At 52.4% G+C, this 15,796-nt stretch carries 14 protein-coding genes; 10 read left to right on the top strand and 4 right to left on the bottom strand.

Annotated elements, in window-relative coordinates:
* Positions 1-116: 116 nt before the first annotated feature.
* The gene (fabG, locus tag ACXYMU_RS12785) at positions 117-863 is read right to left on the bottom strand and encodes a 3-oxoacyl-[acyl-carrier-protein] reductase (protein ID WP_458986792.1); all 747 of its coding nucleotides are present in this window, start codon (positions 861-863) and stop codon (positions 117-119) included.
* A 269-nt stretch (positions 864-1,132) separates the two neighbouring features.
* Between fabG and ACXYMU_RS12780 the strand changes: the two genes are divergently transcribed.
* Complete coding sequence (locus ACXYMU_RS12780; RefSeq protein ID WP_458986791.1) at positions 1,133-2,458, top strand: peptidoglycan DD-metalloendopeptidase family protein; 1,326 nt, start codon at positions 1,133-1,135, stop codon at positions 2,456-2,458.
* A gap of 99 nt (positions 2,459-2,557) precedes the next feature.
* Here the strand turns inward: ACXYMU_RS12780 and ACXYMU_RS12775 are convergent, their stop codons facing one another.
* A complete protein-coding gene (locus tag ACXYMU_RS12775; RefSeq protein ID WP_458986790.1) occupies positions 2,558-3,172 on the bottom strand; it encodes a tetratricopeptide repeat protein in 615 nt (204 codons plus the stop codon).
* 206 nt (positions 3,173-3,378) lie between these two features.
* On the opposite strand from ACXYMU_RS12775, the gene lpdA reads away from it, so the two are divergent.
* The 3 genes from lpdA (at position 3,379) to ACXYMU_RS12760 (ending at position 7,467) form a co-directional block, all read left to right on the top strand.
* Entirely contained in the window at positions 3,379-4,773 is a 1,395-nt protein-coding gene (gene lpdA, locus ACXYMU_RS12770; protein WP_458986789.1) for a dihydrolipoyl dehydrogenase, read from the top strand.
* Between the two features lie 333 nt (positions 4,774-5,106).
* Entirely contained in the window at positions 5,107-6,219 is a 1,113-nt protein-coding gene (locus ACXYMU_RS12765; RefSeq protein WP_458986788.1) for a fatty acid desaturase family protein, read from the top strand.
* A 129-nt stretch (positions 6,220-6,348) separates the two neighbouring features.
* Entirely contained in the window at positions 6,349-7,467 is a 1,119-nt protein-coding gene (locus tag ACXYMU_RS12760; RefSeq protein ID WP_458986787.1) for a fatty acid desaturase family protein, read from the top strand.
* Between the two features lie 82 nt (positions 7,468-7,549).
* Here the strand turns inward: ACXYMU_RS12760 and ACXYMU_RS12755 are convergent, their stop codons facing one another.
* Entirely contained in the window at positions 7,550-7,813 is a 264-nt protein-coding gene (locus tag ACXYMU_RS12755; protein WP_458986786.1) for a glycine zipper domain-containing protein, read from the bottom strand.
* 209 nt (positions 7,814-8,022) lie between these two features.
* Between ACXYMU_RS12755 and ACXYMU_RS12750 the strand changes: the two genes are divergently transcribed.
* The 4 genes from ACXYMU_RS12750 to ACXYMU_RS12735 all read left to right on the top strand — a co-directional run bounded on the left by ACXYMU_RS12750 (position 8,023) and on the right by ACXYMU_RS12735 (position 12,033).
* Positions 8,023-8,556, top strand: a complete 534-nt coding sequence (locus tag ACXYMU_RS12750; RefSeq protein ID WP_458986785.1) for a GNAT family N-acetyltransferase — start codon at positions 8,023-8,025, stop codon at positions 8,554-8,556.
* A 69-nt stretch (positions 8,557-8,625) separates the two neighbouring features.
* A complete protein-coding gene (locus ACXYMU_RS12745; RefSeq protein WP_458986956.1) occupies positions 8,626-9,648 on the top strand; it encodes a YpdA family putative bacillithiol disulfide reductase in 1,023 nt (340 codons plus the stop codon).
* 21 nt (positions 9,649-9,669) lie between these two features.
* Positions 9,670-10,314 (top strand): NAD(P)-dependent oxidoreductase, encoded by a 645-nt coding sequence (locus ACXYMU_RS12740; RefSeq protein WP_458986784.1) that lies wholly within the window; start codon positions 9,670-9,672, stop codon positions 10,312-10,314.
* Between the two features lie 393 nt (positions 10,315-10,707).
* Positions 10,708-12,033 carry a DEAD/DEAH box helicase gene (locus ACXYMU_RS12735; RefSeq protein ID WP_458986783.1) on the top strand — a complete coding sequence of 442 codons (1,326 nt, stop codon included), beginning with the start codon at positions 10,708-10,710 and terminating at the stop codon, positions 12,031-12,033.
* Positions 12,034-12,284: 251 nt separating this feature from the next.
* Here the strand turns inward: ACXYMU_RS12735 and ACXYMU_RS12730 are convergent, their stop codons facing one another.
* On the bottom strand, positions 12,285-13,190 hold the full coding sequence (locus ACXYMU_RS12730) for a DMT family transporter (RefSeq protein WP_458986782.1): 906 nt from the start codon (positions 13,188-13,190) through the stop codon (positions 12,285-12,287).
* Between the two features lie 69 nt (positions 13,191-13,259).
* Between ACXYMU_RS12730 and ACXYMU_RS12725 the strand changes: the two genes are divergently transcribed.
* A complete protein-coding gene (locus tag ACXYMU_RS12725) occupies positions 13,260-14,417 on the top strand; it encodes an AI-2E family transporter (protein WP_458986781.1) in 1,158 nt (385 codons plus the stop codon).
* Positions 14,418-14,483: 66 nt separating this feature from the next.
* Positions 14,484-15,752, top strand: coding sequence for a replication-associated recombination protein A (locus tag ACXYMU_RS12720; protein WP_458986780.1), 1,269 nt, complete (start codon positions 14,484-14,486; stop codon positions 15,750-15,752).
* Positions 15,753-15,796 lie beyond the last annotated feature (44 nt).

Genomic DNA, 15,796 nt, shown 5'->3' with positions numbered 1-15,796 from the left:
TGGCTACCCAGCTAAAGGTAAAAGAAAAAGACCAATGCTACTAACGCAAAATTAGCAGCACAGGTCTCTTCTGAAACGCTGATTTATAAGTTCAGGCCATAAAAAGCCGTAAATTATTATGTTAGCATACCGCCATCAACCTGCAATACCTGTCCGCTGATGTAAGAAGACTGGTCAGAGGCAAGGAACGCCGCCGCGTTAGCCACGTCCTCCGGAGAGCCGCCGCGCTTCAACGGAATAGCCTTGCGCCACTCGTCTACCACCTTCTGGTCCAGTTCGCCGGTCATCTCTGTTTCAATAAAGCCTGGGGCGATGGCGTTGCAACGGATATTGCGTGAGCCAAGCTCCAGCGCAACGGATTTGGTGAACCCGATGATACCTGCTTTAGAGGCGGCATAGTTGGCCTGGCCCGCATTGCCCTTTATACCTACCACCGAGGTGATGTTGATCAAAGAACCTGCTTTGGCGCGCATCATGTGCTTGGTAGCGGCCTTGGTCACGTTGAAAACGGATTTCAGGTTGGTGTTGATCACGGCGTCCCACTGCTCCTCGTTCATGCGCATCAGCAGTCCGTCGCGGGTAATGCCGGCGTTGTTCACCACGATGTCCAGCTTGCCGAACTCTTTTACCACGTCCTCTACCAACTGCTCTGCCTGGGCGTTGTCGGCAGCATCGGAGCGGAAGCCTTTGGCTCTGCCGCCATTAGCGGACAGTTCCTGCTCCAGGGCCTGGCCCTTTTCTACGCTCGACAGGTACGTGAACGCTACCTGAGCGCCTAACTCCACAAATTTTTGTGCGATGGCGCGTCCTATTCCTTTGGATGCTCCGGTTACCAGAGCTACTTTTCCTTCTAGTGCTTTCATAGGGGCCAAAGATATAAAAGATTTTATTATAGCACCGGCTCGTGTTGGTACATAGGCCATTGTGGAACAATTTAACCGCTTGAGGCCTTGTAGTTTAAGGGCTGCTGCAACAGTTGCTGTTTCTGGGGTTTCAAGGATGTAGTGCTATATAGCGATGTGAGCTAGGTGTGCTAACATGTTCATAATCCGGTTATTGTCCGGGAAAGAGTTTTTATTTGTAGCGGTTAAAGCCTATTTTTGTCCCAACTTCAAACCAAAGGTATCACGTAATGTTCAGAAGCAGAAAAGGGCTTGCCACCCTCGTCGCGCTCTTGTTGCTGATTTATATCACAGCAGAGAAAACCCTACAGTTCAGCACCGACACCCTGATGGCCCAGCCACAGGCCACCGCACCGCAGCCAACGCCCGCCGTCAAGCATATTGTGCCAGCACCCATCGTGTACGGCATCGCCACCGATTCATTCGAGGTGGTGCAGGCAACAGTAGCCCGGGGCGAAAGTCTTTCCGAGATCCTTTCCAGGTATAACATCTCGCCGGCGCAGGTAGATGAACTTGCCCGAAAATCAAAAAAAGTATTCAACGTGCGGCGCATTGCCGCCAAAAGGGGCTATACCCTGCTGCACGCCCGCGACAGCGCTCACACGGCGCAGTATTTTATTTATGAGCCGAGCAAGCTCGAGTATATTGTGTATGATTTGCGCCATGACATTGCCGTGACCAAGGTGAAGCGCGAGATGGAAGTGCTGGAGCGCACCCTGGCCGGGGAGATCAAGAATTCGCTGTTTGAGTCGATTGTTGCGGCCGGCGGGTCACCTCAGCTGGTAAACAAGTTTGCCGATATTTACGCTTGGCGCCTCAACCTGAATCGTATTCAACCCGGCGACAAATTCAAGTTGATCTATGACGAGAAAGTGGTGAATGGCACGACCATCGGGTTTAGCAACCTGAAAGCCGCTTATTTCGAGCACCGGGGCGAGCCGCTTTACGCCATCTCCTTCGACCAGGGCAGAGGCCCGGATTACTACGATGAAAACGGGAAGAGTATGAAGAAAGCCTTCCTGAAGGAGCCGTTGGAGTATAGCCGCATCAGTTCCCGCTTTTCGAAGCGCCGTTTCCATCCTGTACAAAAGCGTTACAAGGCCCATTTAGGAACCGATTTTGCCGCCCCGCATGGCACGCCCATCCGTACCGTGGGCGATGGCGTAGTGCTGGAGGCCCGTTATACCCGCGGCAATGGCTATTACGTGAAGATCAAGCATGACAAAACGTATACCACCCAATACCTGCACATGTCTAAGTTTGCGAAGGGAATGCGCGCTGGCAAGCGGGTACAGCAAGGCCAGACCATTGGCTACGTAGGCAGCACTGGGCTAGCCACCGGGCCGCACCTGTGCTACCGCTTCTGGAAAAACGGCCGACAGGTAGATGCGCTGGGCGTAAAACTCCCTTTGGCAAACCCGATCACCAAAAAGCACCAGGCAGAATTTATAGCTGTAAAAAACGAGACGATTGAGCGGCTGGAGGCCATCAACCTGGGGAATACGACGCCTGAGTTGCTGGCATCCGGCAAACAGAAACAACCTGAAGGTGCCTGAGCGCCCTGTTAGGTTGCACATTTGATTTGATAAAGTAAAGGCGCTGACTTAGCGCCTTTACTTTTTATACCCATTCATCCCTCCTAAAGCAGCGCGAGGTTAGCGGCAGTACTTTTTCAGGTACAAAGCCGCTTCTTGCAGACCCAGCGACAGCGCCTTTTCCCAATCGGCGCAGGCACCAGTTTTTTCATCCAGTTTATACTTAGGGGCACCGCTGTTGTAATAGGCTTCGGCGTAGGTACTGTCCAGTGCGATGGCTTTTGCGTAGTCGTTGATGGCGCCGCGGTAGTTCGTCAGGCTGTAGTGCACCAAGCCGCGATTGTTGTAGGCTTTTGCGTTGTCCGGGTCCAGGGCTATCCCTTTGTTGTAATCTAGGAGGGCGGCACGGTAGTCCTTGAGGTTATAGCGTGACAGCCCGCGGCTTAAATAGGCCTCCGCGTATTTGGGGGCTGCTGCAATGGCTCGGTTAAAGTCCTGGATAGCGCCGCGGTAGTTCTGCTGGCGGTCTTTGGCTACGCCCCGGTTGGTGAGCGTTATGGCATGGTCAGGGTTCAGGTCGAGTACTTTGTCGTATTCCTCCACGGCGGCGGAATAGCGCCCCGCATTAAAGTGGGCGTTCCCGACCAGGAAGTGATCGGTTGCAGATTGCTGTGCCAGTGCCACCTGGGCGCAAGCCATGGAGGCGAACAGCAAAGAGAGTATAAACTTCTTCATGTGAGTAGGGTTGTCGTTTCGGCACATAAAGGACGATATCATAGCACATGCATGAAAGAGAATACAGAATTTTAATATATGATTCTTGATATATTGTACTTTATTTCACAAGAATGTGCCAAATGCTGGGTTGCAGCTGTCGCAAGGTTTTGCAGAGTTGGGATTTAAGGTTATTTTTGCTCACATCAACTATATAAATAGAAACTATGGCATCAAAATACGATTTAGTAGTGGTTGGTAGCGGCCCAGGTGGCTACGTAGCGGCTATCCGCGCGTCGCAGTTGGGTATGAAGGTAGGTGTGATCGAGCGTGAGGCGCTGGGTGGCATTTGCCTGAACTGGGGATGTATCCCAACCAAAGCCCTGCTAAAGAGCGCAAATGTATTTGAGTACATCAACCACGCTGCCGATTACGGTATCACAGTGGCAGATGCCTCTGTAGACTTTGGCGCCGTGATTAAGCGTAGCCGCGGTGTGGCTGACGGCATGAGCAAGGGCATTCAGTTCCTGTTCCGTAAGAACAAGATCGATGCGATCATGGGCACCGGAAAGGTAGTGGCCAAAGGCAAGGTAGAGGTGACCAATGCCGATGGGAAAAAAGAGACAATCGAGGCTAAGTATATCATGCTGGCAACAGGAGCCCGTTCACGCGAGCTGCCTAACCTGCCGATCGATGGCAAGAAGATCATCGGATACCGCCAGGCCATGGCCATGGACAAGTGTCCGGAGTCGATGGTGGTAGTGGGATCTGGTGCCATTGGGGTAGAGTTTGCTTACTTCTACAACGCCATGGGCACGAAAGTAACCGTAGTGGAGTACCTGCCGAACATTGTACCGATAGAGGATGAGGAAGTATCCAGGCAACTGGCAAAGTCTTTCAAGAAGTCGGGCATCGACATCATGACGGATTCGCAGGTAGAGTCGGTGGATACGAGCGGCAAACTTTGCAAAGTGAAGGTAAAGACTGCCAAAGGCGAGCAAACCCTGGAAGCTGAGGTAGTGTTATCTGCCGTTGGTATCCAAACCAACTTAGAGAACTTAGGACTTGAAGAACTGGGGGTTAAAGTGGATAGAGGCCGCGTGGTGGTAGACGAATTCTACAAAACATCCGTGGATGGCATCTATGCAATCGGTGACATCGTACCGGGCCCTGCGCTGGCGCACGTGGCATCTGCCGAGGGGATCATCTGCGTAGAGAAACTGGCGGGCCATAACCCGGAGCCGTTGAACTACGGCAACATCCCGGGCTGCACTTATTGCTCTCCGGAGATCGCCTCCGTAGGCTTAACTGAGAAGGCGGCTCGTGAGCAGGGCCTTGACATCAAAGTGGGCAAATTCCCTTTCTCCGCATCGGGCAAGGCGAGTGCTGGTGGCGTGAAAGACGGCTTTATCAAAGTAATCTTCGATGCCAAGTACGGTGAGTTCCTGGGCGCGCACATGATCGGCTCTAACGTAACGGAAATGATCGCGGAGGTTGTGGTTGCCCGTAAACTGGAGACAACCGGACATGAGATCATCAAGTCGGTGCACCCGCACCCAACCATGAGCGAAGCCGTGATGGAAGCCACTGCTGCTGCGTATGATGAGGTGATCCACCTGTAGTTAACACATATCAGTACCACAAATGGGCTTGCCGAAGTTTCGGTGAGCCCATTTTTTTGCTTTTCACATCATCTTAAGCTTTAGGTTGCTGTGTGCAGCAAATGCCCATCGAAACCAAGTGGCTTGGTAATTGCATACATACTTAGGGAGCTAGCATAGCAATACACTATTCTGGCTTCGCACGCAGCGGCGATACCACCCCCTTATTGAAATTATTTCGAATTTATACGTAGATATTTGCGTTAATTCACTGTAGTACCCGCGATTCACTCTTTTGCTCTTTCAGCTTTGTGTGAGTTCATTTTATCACACATTATCACACAATTCCACTTTATGAAGCTCAAAGGCAAAGTCAAATTCATCCCTCAAGATAAGAATCTCTTTTTTGCGACGCTGCGCAAGCGCGTGGACGCATACTTTACCGAGAACCATCTCCAGAAAACTGCCAATAGCACGATGGTAGTGAAGAGCGCGGTGCTGCTGTTGGTGTACATCCTGCCCTTTCTAGTGCTGCTGGCTTTTCAGCCTGCCTTTTTGCCTGGTATGGCGCTATGGTTTGTGATGGGACTGGGCGTGGCGGGCATCGGGATGAGCGTGATGCATGATGCCAACCACGGGGCTTTTTCGAAGAACAAGCGCGTGAACGAACTGATGGGCAACACGCTGAATCTGGTGGGCGGCTCCTCATTCAACTGGAAGCTTCAGCACAACATCCTGCACCATACCTATACCAATGTGGTGGAGATGGACGAGGATATACAGGACCGTCTGGTGCTGCGCTTTAATCCCCATTCCAAAGTAAAGTTCTTCCATCAACTGCAGTGGGTATATGCTTTTGCCTTCTATGGCTTGCTAACGCTTTATTGGGTGATCGCAAAGGATTTTGTGCAATACGGCCTTTTTATCCGGAACGGCGTGAACGCCAACTCTGCAGCCGAAAACAGGAAAATGCTCCTGAAGATCATCGCCATAAAGGCCCTTTACTTCTTCGTGGTGCTGGTGGTACCGGTGCTGTTTTTCAGCATTCCGCTCCTGCAGGTGCTGGCTGGCTTCCTGCTGATGCACTTCGTGGCTGGCATTATCCTGACGGTGGTCTTTCAGTTGGCCCATACCGTAGAGGGCACCTCGCATCCACGCCCAGATAGCCATGGCAACATCGAAAACGACTGGGCTGTCCACCAAATGCACACCACGGTAAATTTCTCCCGCCATAACAAATGGCTGTCGTGGTACGTGGGCGGCTTGAATTTCCAGATCGAGCACCACCTATTCCCGCGCGTTTGCCATGTGCATTATCCTGCCATTGCGGGCATTGTGAAGCAGACAGCCGAAGAATTCGGGATCCCATACCTCGAAAATAAAACTTTTGGGCAGGCGGTTCGCTCGCATATTGCTACCTTGCACCGTTTTGGGCGGCTGCCTAACATCAACGAGGCGATTGCTTAAAAACTTTTGTAGCCGTTCTTGAAGCCCGGACCAGAAAATTACAGTATACAAAGCCATAACCTAACATATTTCCGGAACGGCTAATCACCTGTACCGGGGATTAATACTACTTACATTACATTACATTAAATGAAATTAAAAGGCAAAGTTAAATTCGTTAACAAAGACAAAAGCCTGTTTTTCCCAACACTGCGGCAACGCGTAGACGCTTATTTCGCTGAAAACAACCTGCCAAAATCAGGCGATTCCACGATGCTTGTCAAAAGCGTCTCCCTGCTGCTTCTCTACATCATTCCGTTTGTAGTATTGTTGGCTCTCACGCCAAATCTGGGTATAAGCCTGGGGTTATGGTTTGTGATGGGGATAGGGGTGGCGGGTGTAGCCATGAGTGTGATGCACGATGCCAACCACGGGGCTTTCTCGAAAAGCAAAACCATAAATTATCTCATGTCGCATTCTGTGAATTTGCTGGGGGCCTCTGCCTATAACTGGCGTTTGCAGCATAATATCCTGCACCATACCTATACCAACGTGGTGGAGATGGACGAGGACATTGACGACATGGTGTTTATGCGATTCTCACCGCACACCAACGTGCGTTTTTACCACAAGCTGCAATGGGCCTATGCATTCTTCTTTTATGGCTTGCTTACCCTGTACTGGGTGACAATTAAGGACTTTTTGCAGTTTTCGAGGTTTGTGAAGAGTGGCGTGAACGCAGAGTCGAAAGAGAAGAGAAGGACCGCCTTCCTGAAGATCGTCGCGTTTAAGGTGCTGTACTTTTTTAGCATTCTGGTGGCTCCAACGCTGATTTTCGGCATTCCTTTCTGGGAGGTGCTGCTAGGCTTTCTGCTGATGCACTTTGTAGGCGGCGTGATTTTGTCTACCATCTTCCAGTTAGCGCATACCGTGGAGGGCACCAGCCATCCGCTGCCAAGCGAGACGGGCGTAATTGAGAATGACTGGGCTATCCACCAGCTGAACACCACCGCTAACTTCTCACGTAAAAGCAAGTTGCTGTCGTGGTACGTGGGCGGCCTGAATTTCCAGATCGAGCACCACTTGTTCCCGCGCATCTGCCATATCCATTACCCTGCCATTGCGGGTATCGTGAAGCAGACTGCCGCAGAATACAACATCCCCTACATCGAGAGCAGAACACTCATGCAGGCTATCCGCTCGCACATGCAAACCCTGCACCGCTTTGGCAGGTTGCGGTTACCGAACCTGAATGAGGTGATGGCATAGGCAACTTACCTATTGAGCAAAAGCAGCGGGGGCGGCAAGTGTATCACTTGCCGCCCCCGCTGCTTTTAGTACGGAACACTATCTACCTTTTGTCGTTTTTATAGCCCTCGTAGCGCTTTTTGTCTTTCTTCTTGTCCTTCTTCCGCCCGATAGCGCCACCAGCCACTGTTCCGGCAGCGGCCCCTATCACAGCTCCCTCAGTTCCTCCTACGGCAGCGCCAGCGGCGGCTCCGGTGGCACCACCCACGGCGGCCCCCTTCGCTTTGCGGCTCCAGCCCTCGCCTGTGCAACTACCTAGTAGAAACACAGTCAATAACATGTACACTGCTAAACTTAGTCTTTTCATTTTATTATGGGATTAAAACCTTATTTCTACGTTTCTCAGGTGGCAGTAGTTGAGGTATGACTTGTCTTTGATGCGAGGTGCTGAAGGCGAATTGCTTACAAGAGAATGCGTTTTTGCGGCTGCCCTTTTTCAGGGATTGCGTAAATTGTAGCGAATTAGAACTGAAATGCCTGATAGCCACTAGAGACGGCTTCTTTTTATACCTACTTATGCCTATCGAAAACCCACCTGCGGAGATGGTGCCTTGCACGCCCGCCGATATTCATACCCTACAGGACATTGCCCTGAACTCTTATGGAGACCATTACCTGTATCTTTGGCACGACGGCGGGGCGTGGTACATCGATAAGTGCTTTAGCGACAAAGCCCTGAAACAGGAACTGGAAGACCCCAATGCTGCTTTTTTCATGATTTATATGCAGAAGGAGCTAGTCGGTTTCCTGAAGCTGAACATCGATAAGGCCCTGGAAGGCGGAGATGCCAGGGAGAGCCTGGAGCTCGAGCGCATCTACCTGACCAAAAAGGCATCCGGTAAAGGGATTGGGCGGCAGGCAGTGGACTTTGCAGTGGACTTTGCCCGGCAGCGCCAGAAACGCCTGGTATGGCTCAAAGCCATGGACAGTAGCCGCTCCGTAAACTTCTATGAGCAGAACGGCTTTGTGCCGTGCGGCACCCACCGCCTCGACTTTGAAGCCATGAAGGAGGAGTACCGGGGCATGATCGTCCTGCAGCGGGAGATCTAAGGGAGGCAAAACTTTGCAACTGGCATTGGTGTTATAACAACTGCATCATCGCAGATGCTTTAAGCAGCTATAGAATTGGAAAACATACTGGATATATTGATCATCGGTGCCGGCCCCATAGGGTTGGCCTGCGGGCTGGAGGCCCAACGGACAGGGCAGAGTTACCTGATTATAGACAGGGGCACGCTCGTGAACTCGCTTTACAACTACCCCCTGAACATGACCTTTTTCTCCACGTCCGAAAAGCTGGAGATCGGGGGCATACCGTTTGTGTCGGTCAACCCGAAGCCTACCCGCATGGAGGCCATGGAGTATTACCGCCGCGTGGCGGACTCGCAGGAGCTAAAGATCAACCTCTTTGAGGAGGTGCAGCACATGGAGCCACAGCAGGATCAGCTTTACCGCATTACCACGAGTAAAGGCAAATATCTGGCGCGGCATGTCATCATCGCGGTAGGCTTTTACGGCATCCCCAACATCCTGCACATCCCCGGCGAGGACCTGCCCAAAGTCCGGCATTATTACCTGGACCCGCATTATTATTTCCGGCAGAAAGTGGTGGTGGTGGGGGCCAACAACTCCTCGGCAGACGCAGCCCTGGAAACCTGGCGCAAAGGCGCCGAGGTAACCATGGTGGTACGCCAACCGGAACTGGGCCGCATCAAGTACTGGACCAAGCCCGACCTGGAAAACCGCATCAAGGAGGGTTCGATCAAGTGCTATTTTGAGTCTAACCTGACGGAAATCAGGGATGGCGAGGTGGACATTGAAACTCCTGATGGCAAAGTGACGATTGAGAATGACTTTGTGCTGGCCATGACCGGGTACCAACCGGACTTCGGTTTTCTGGAAAAAATAGGCGTCAAGCTCTCAGAGGATGAAAAACGCTACCCGCAGTACGATGCCGAGACCATGGAAACAAACCTGCCCAACGTATATCTGGCCGGTGTGATTTGCGGCGGTATGGACACACATGTATGGTTTATCGAGAACTCACGCGACCATGCCGTTAAAATTGTGCAGCACATCTCGCGGGAGAAAAAAACTGAAACAGCACAGCCCGTGCAGCGTTTAAACGACGGACAACACTAGTCAAACCCTGAAACTTAAAATATGAATTTAGCCATTATTGGTGCCAGCGGCAAAATCGGCTCCAGCATTACGCAGGAGGCGCTTAGCCGGGGGCATAACGTTACCGCCATCAGCCGAACCCCTGAAGAAGTAACCGAAGAAAGTGTGAGCCTGTCCGTGCGCAGCGGGGATGTTCAGAATGTTGAAGCGATGACAGGATTGCTGCAGGGCCACGATGCCGTTGTGGTTTCCTACAGTCCGGGCTGGGAGCCAGGCACCGACTTCAACCAGCACGTGGAAGTGGCCCGTAAAGTGCTGCAGGCTGCCAGAACAGCAGGCGTGAAGCGGGTCCTGAATGTAGGCGGGGCCGGTAGCCTGTATGCCGAGCCGGGTGTGCAGCTGGTGGATACCCCTGATTTCCCGGATGCCTGGCGTGGGCCTGCCGCCGCACAGCGCGACTCACTGAAGGTGTATGAGGAAGAGCAGGAACTAGAGTGGACCTTTGTAAGCCCTGCCATTAACATTGAGCCTGGAGAGCGCACCGGCAAGTTCCGCTACAGCACTGAGCGCCCCGTGTTCAACGAGCGCGGCGACAGCACTATATCGCGACAGGATTTTGCTGTAGCCATCCTCAACGAGCTAGAAGAACCGCAGTACGTGCGCCAGCGCTTTACAGTAGGCTACTAAGGAATTTCCGGAACAGGATATAAGCAGCCATTTTACACTGCAGCTACCGGTACTTAACTGGCAGCTGCTGTTTTTTTTACATAAACACAATGCGGAGGATACCTCATTCGTAACTTTTATACAGGCGGCGAGCCTAGACCCTAAACAGGGAATAGGTATAATTCCACCAGCGAAATGAGTTCTAGGAACTGACGGTGCAACTTCATATCTTTGTAAACTTCAACCACCACATAGAACTATCTCCGGGTTTTAGGGGTTGGAGGAACATTAACCAGGTCGGGAATGGCCCTCGAGCAGATAACTCCCCAATTATCGGCACGCATCAGGTTCCGGCCAATTCACCGCAAAAGTAGCGCACAAGGCGCTGCGCGGTTTCTTTTGAAAAACCAATTAATGACATTCGAGAATCTTAACCTCATTGAGCCAATCCTAAAAGCTCTTAAAACAGAAGGATATACCACACCGACACCCATTCAGGCAAAATCAATTCCCTACATACTTCAGAAAAGAGACATTTTGGGTTGCGCCCAGACGGGAACCGGTAAAACGGCCGCCTTCTCTATTCCGATTCTACAGTTGCTTGCCGAGAAAAATACACAGCACGAGCGCGGCACCCGCAAGATCAAGGCTTTGATCCTGACACCTACCCGTGAGCTGGCGCTGCAGATTGCTGAAAGCCTGACGTCTTACGGACGCCATACCGGTTTAAAGCATACCGTTGTTTTTGGTGGTGTGTCGCAGCGCCCGCAGACAGATGCCTTGCGCTCTGGTATCGACATCCTGGTGGCCACACCTGGCCGTCTTTTGGACCTGATGGCGCAAAAATACGTGCACCTCGATCAGATCGAGATGTTCGTGTTGGATGAAGCAGACCGTATGCTGGACATGGGCTTTGTGAATGACGTGAAGAAAGTGCTGCGCGTGCTCCCAGAGAAGAAGCAGTCGCTGTTCTTCTCGGCTACTATGGCCCCTGAGATTATGAAGCTGGCGGATACCATTCTGGTTAACCCTGCGAAAGTAGAGGTAACGCCGGTATCCTCTACCGCGCATACCATCAAGCAGGCGGTCTACTATGTAAAGAAGTCGGATAAGAAAAACCTGTTGATCCACTTGTTGAAAGATGGTGAGATTGACAGAGCGCTGGTATTTACCCGCACCAAGCACGGTGCCGACCGCGTTGCCCGCGACATGAGCAAGGCCGGCGTGCAGGCAGAGGCCATCCACGGAAACAAATCGCAGAATGCGCGTGTGCGTGCCTTGGATAACTTCAAGAAAAGCCAGACACGCGTACTGGTTGCCACAGACATTGCCGCCCGCGGTATCGATGTGGACGATCTGAGCCATGTGATCAATTACGAGTTGCCAAATGAGCCGGAAACCTATGTACACCGCATTGGCCGTACAGGCCGTGCCGGCGCCAGTGGTACCGCGCTTTCGTTTTGCGACGCTGAGGAAACTTCTTATTTGGTAAGCATTCAGAAGCTGATCTCTAAGTCAGTGCCGGTAATTGACAACCACCCATACCCGATGACTGCCAAGGACTTTGCCGAGGCGGCCAGCACAGTAGCGCAGCAGAAGAAGGGCGGCGGCCGGCGCAACGGTTCTGGCGGTGGTGCCCCAAGAAGAGAGGGTGCCAGTGCAGCAAGACCGGCTAGCAGCAATAGCAACGGTGGTGGCAACAGACGTTGGAGCAGCAAGCCAAAGACAAAGACCGTATAAACTACGTATTCTCTATATAAAAACCCCTGCCGGCATATACCGGCAGGGGTTTTTCATTTGTAAGTATCAGGATTTGCAGGGTCTTGAGATACGTTTAATTACCAAACCTCTTAGTGGGCGAAGCCCCTGCGAGTTATGGCTCCTGCGATGCTAAAAGTCAAACGCTTTTTATACTATCCTCAAGGGCATCTTCTGATGGAAGAAACTCTCTTCTTTTTGGCGCAGATCAGCTCAGTTGCTACACATGTTTTTTAATCCACAGTTGCTTTGCCAACGTTTTGCCTGGTACGGCTGACTAGGTACACTCCCACGAAAATGAGCAGGGCATAGAGGCCTTTTTGCACCGTGAAAATATCGCGGCCAAAGCCTACGGCGATAAGGATGGCCAGCACAGGTTGCAGGTAGATGTAGGCACCCACTAGTGAAGGGTTTGCATACCGAAGCGCCCAGGTGTTCAGTAGGTAGGCCAGTATGGTGACCGCTATTACCAAAAAGGCAATAGCCATCCAGATAGTAGTCGGGAACGAGCTGTAATCAGGGGTGGTGAGCTGCGACCAGCCGAAGGGTACCACCACCACGGTGCCCACAGCAAACACCCTGCTGACGATGGTGATCGCTGTATACTTTTGCATCAGCGGCTTTACAAGCACCAGGTAAAACCCAAAGGCGACAGCACTGACAATAATCAGCATATCACCGTAAATATTCCCCGGCGTGCTGTCGCCGCGGGAGGTATAGATCAAGAGCAGGGCGCCGATAAAGGCCACCGCAATTCCGGTGAGTTTGCGCCAACCCAGCCGCTCTTTCAGCAGGAGAGCCGAGAGGAGGAGTACAACCACCGGCACAATCACAATCAGCAAGGCCGCGTTAACCGGCGAGGTAAGGTTAAGCCCCGAGAAAAAGCAAAGCTGGTTCAGGGCAATGCCGGTCAGGCCGCAGCCAATCGACCGCAGGTTATCCGGCCATCCCACAATTCTTTCTTTCACCACCAGGCGCGAGAAGATCCCGAAAACCACCGCCGCCGACACTACCCGGATCACGATCAGGCCAAACGGCGCTATGTACACCGGCATCACTTCTTTGGCAATGCTGTAGTTGCTGCCGTAGATAAGCGCCACCAGGAAAAGCGAGGCATGCACCTTTAATTGTTTATTCATGCGGCAAAGGTAAGTGCTTTTCCCGCCTGACCGTATATAGAGGCAATATCAAATTTAACTGTCGAGAATATGTATCAAGATTTACCACTCACCGTTCGGAGATCGATCGAGGTGATGGGGCTGTTCTTTTTGGGATGGCTGTTGGTATTGGCAAAAGATTTACTGGCCCCGCTCCTGATGGCCTTCTTCTTGAGCATTATGCTGCTGCCTCTCTTCCGTTTTTTGCGGAGAAAGCGCGTGCCCGAAACGCTGGCTATTGGCGTCAGCCTGCTTGCCTTGGCCCTGGTGGTCGGGCTGATCGTCTGGTTTTTCTCTTACCAGATCAGTAGCCTGGTGTCGGACTTCCCAACCATCCAGAAAAACGTTACAAGCCATCTGCGCGCGCTCAGTGCCTGGATCGAGCAGATCTCACCCCTGTCTACGGAAGAGCAAACCAACTTTATCAGCGAGCAGAGCAACCGAATCCTGAGTTACGCGGGCAATATGCTGAGCGGGGCGGCGCTATCCATCACGGGAATTTTTGTTTTCCTGGGGCTGCTGCCTATCTATATCTTCCTGCTGATGTTTTACCGAAACCTGTTGCTGCGCTTCGTGTTTATCTGGTTTCCGGAGGAAAACCACAGCAAAGTGGCCGAAACGATGCGCGAGATGGAAGTTATCATCAAAAGTTACCTTTTCGGCCTCCTGATACAGGTGAGTTACATGACGGTGCTGCTTGGGGGCATCCTGCTGATCATCGGCATCAAGCACGCCCTGCTCATCGGGATCATTTTCGCTTTTCTAAATCTCATACCCTACGTGGGCGCTTTGCTCGGCAACATTATCGGGGTGTTGCTTACCCTGGCCTCGTCAGCGGAGCTTTGGCCCATCATCACGGTGCTTGGCGTGATTGCGGGGGTGCAGTTTCTGGACAATAACATCCTGATGCCCCGCATTGTGGGCTCAAAAGTTAAGATAAACGCGCTGGCAACCATTGTCGGGGTGATTGTGGGCGGCGAGATAGCCGGGGTGATCGGGATGTTCTTGTCGCTGCCCATCATCGCTGTGCTCAAAATCATCTTCGACCGTACCGAGCGTTTTGCGCAGTGGGGCGTGTTGTTCGGGGATGAGCGCCCAAGCCAGAGCCCGATGGAGGAGCCAGCGCTCAGGCAAAGCAAGCGAGAGGTGAAACGCGAGGTGGAAGCAGAGAACCGGCGAAACCCAGTGGTGAAGCCCCAAAAACGATAGCCTGCCACTTTGCCTTCAATTTCGTAGCTTTGTTTTAAACCCATTTTGTAGAAACAAAACGAGTAGATGATTCATCCGAACATACCGCTTGCCGAGCGCATGCGTCCGCATAACCTGGATCAGTATTATGGCCAAAAGCACCTGGTAGGGCCAGATGGCATCCTGCGCCGCTACATCGAGGGCGGCGTTATACCCTCCATGATCTTGTGGGGGCCGCCGGGAGTAGGCAAAACCACGCTGGCTAACATTATTGCCAATCAAATGAAGGTGCCCTTTGTAGCCTTGAGCGCCATCAACTCCGGTGTAAAAGACATACGCGAGGTGATTGAACAGGCCAAAAAACGGCAGGGCACCGTGTTGTTCATCGATGAGATTCACCGCTTTAATAAATCGCAGCAGGACGCGCTGCTAGGGGCTGTGGAGAAGGGAACCGTTACGCTGGTAGGTGCCACCACCGAGAACCCCTCGTTTGAGGTGATTTCGGCCCTGCTGTCGCGCTGCCAGGTATACATCCTCAAGCATTTGATGAAGGATGAGCTGATTGAACTGGTAGACCAGGCGCTGGCACAAGATGAGTGGATGCGCCACCGGAACGTGCGGGTGGAGGAGTATGAGGCGCTGCTGACCATTTCGGGGGGTGATGCGCGCAAACTCCTGAACCTGCTGGAGATTGTGGCGGAGGGTGTGAAGGGTGAGGAAGTAGTGGTTCGAAACGAACTGGTGCAACAGGTCGCGCAGCAGAACATCGTGATGTATGATAAGAGCGGCGAGATGCACTATGACCTGGTGTCGGCCTTCATCAAGTCTATCCGTGGCTCTGACCCCAACGCTGCGGTATACTGGCTGGCCCGCATGATCGAGGGGGGGGAAGACCCCAAGTTTATCGCCCGCCGCTTGCTTATAGCTGCTTCCGAGGACATCGGGTTGGCCAATTCCAACGCGTTGCTAATGGCTACTTCCTGCTTTCAGGCGGTACAGATGATCGGTTACCCCGAGGCGGAGATCATCCTGTCGCAGTGCACCGTATACCTGGCTACCTCACCGAAGAGCAATGCCTCGTACAAGGCTATCAAGCAGGCGCGCGCGCTGGTGCAGCAAACCGGCAATCTGTCCGTACCACTGCATATCCGCAATGCCCCGACCAAGCTGATGAAGGAAATAGGGTATGGCAATAACTATAAATATGCCCACGACTACGAGGGCAACTTTGTGCAGCAGGAGTTTATGCCTCAGGAACTGAGCAACACGGCCCTGTACCAGCCAGGTAAGAACGGCCGCGAAAACGACATGCGCAAGCAACTGCAAGCACAGTGGGGCAAGAAATACAGGTATTAGTTACGAGTTCCGAATTACGAATTGGGAAGAATGGTAGCGGACAG

The sequence above is a fragment of the Pontibacter sp. CAU 1760 genome (assembly GCF_054482735.1).
Note: the sequence above shows the minus strand (reverse complement) of the source record. Positions and strands in the feature narration are given on the sequence as shown.

Coding starts and splice junctions, on each gene's coding strand:
- ACXYMU_RS12760 (WP_458986787.1), top strand. CDS start 6,349: ATGAAATTAAAAGGCAAAGTTAAATTCGTTAACAAAGACAAAAGCCTG.
- fabG (WP_458986792.1), bottom strand. CDS start 863: ATGAAAGCACTAGAAGGAAAAGTAGCTCTGGTAACCGGAGCATCCAAA.
- ACXYMU_RS12740 (WP_458986784.1), top strand. CDS start 9,670: ATGAATTTAGCCATTATTGGTGCCAGCGGCAAAATCGGCTCCAGCATT.
- ACXYMU_RS12720 (WP_458986780.1), top strand. CDS start 14,484: ATGATTCATCCGAACATACCGCTTGCCGAGCGCATGCGTCCGCATAAC.
- lpdA (WP_458986789.1), top strand. CDS start 3,379: ATGGCATCAAAATACGATTTAGTAGTGGTTGGTAGCGGCCCAGGTGGC.
- ACXYMU_RS12750 (WP_458986785.1), top strand. CDS start 8,023: ATGCCTATCGAAAACCCACCTGCGGAGATGGTGCCTTGCACGCCCGCC.
- ACXYMU_RS12730 (WP_458986782.1), bottom strand. CDS start 13,190: ATGAATAAACAATTAAAGGTGCATGCCTCGCTTTTCCTGGTGGCGCTT.
- ACXYMU_RS12735 (WP_458986783.1), top strand. CDS start 10,708: ATGACATTCGAGAATCTTAACCTCATTGAGCCAATCCTAAAAGCTCTT.
- ACXYMU_RS12780 (WP_458986791.1), top strand. CDS start 1,133: ATGTTCAGAAGCAGAAAAGGGCTTGCCACCCTCGTCGCGCTCTTGTTG.
- ACXYMU_RS12755 (WP_458986786.1), bottom strand. CDS start 7,813: ATGAAAAGACTAAGTTTAGCAGTGTACATGTTATTGACTGTGTTTCTA.
- ACXYMU_RS12725 (WP_458986781.1), top strand. CDS start 13,260: ATGTATCAAGATTTACCACTCACCGTTCGGAGATCGATCGAGGTGATG.
- ACXYMU_RS12775 (WP_458986790.1), bottom strand. CDS start 3,172: ATGAAGAAGTTTATACTCTCTTTGCTGTTCGCCTCCATGGCTTGCGCC.
- ACXYMU_RS12765 (WP_458986788.1), top strand. CDS start 5,107: ATGAAGCTCAAAGGCAAAGTCAAATTCATCCCTCAAGATAAGAATCTC.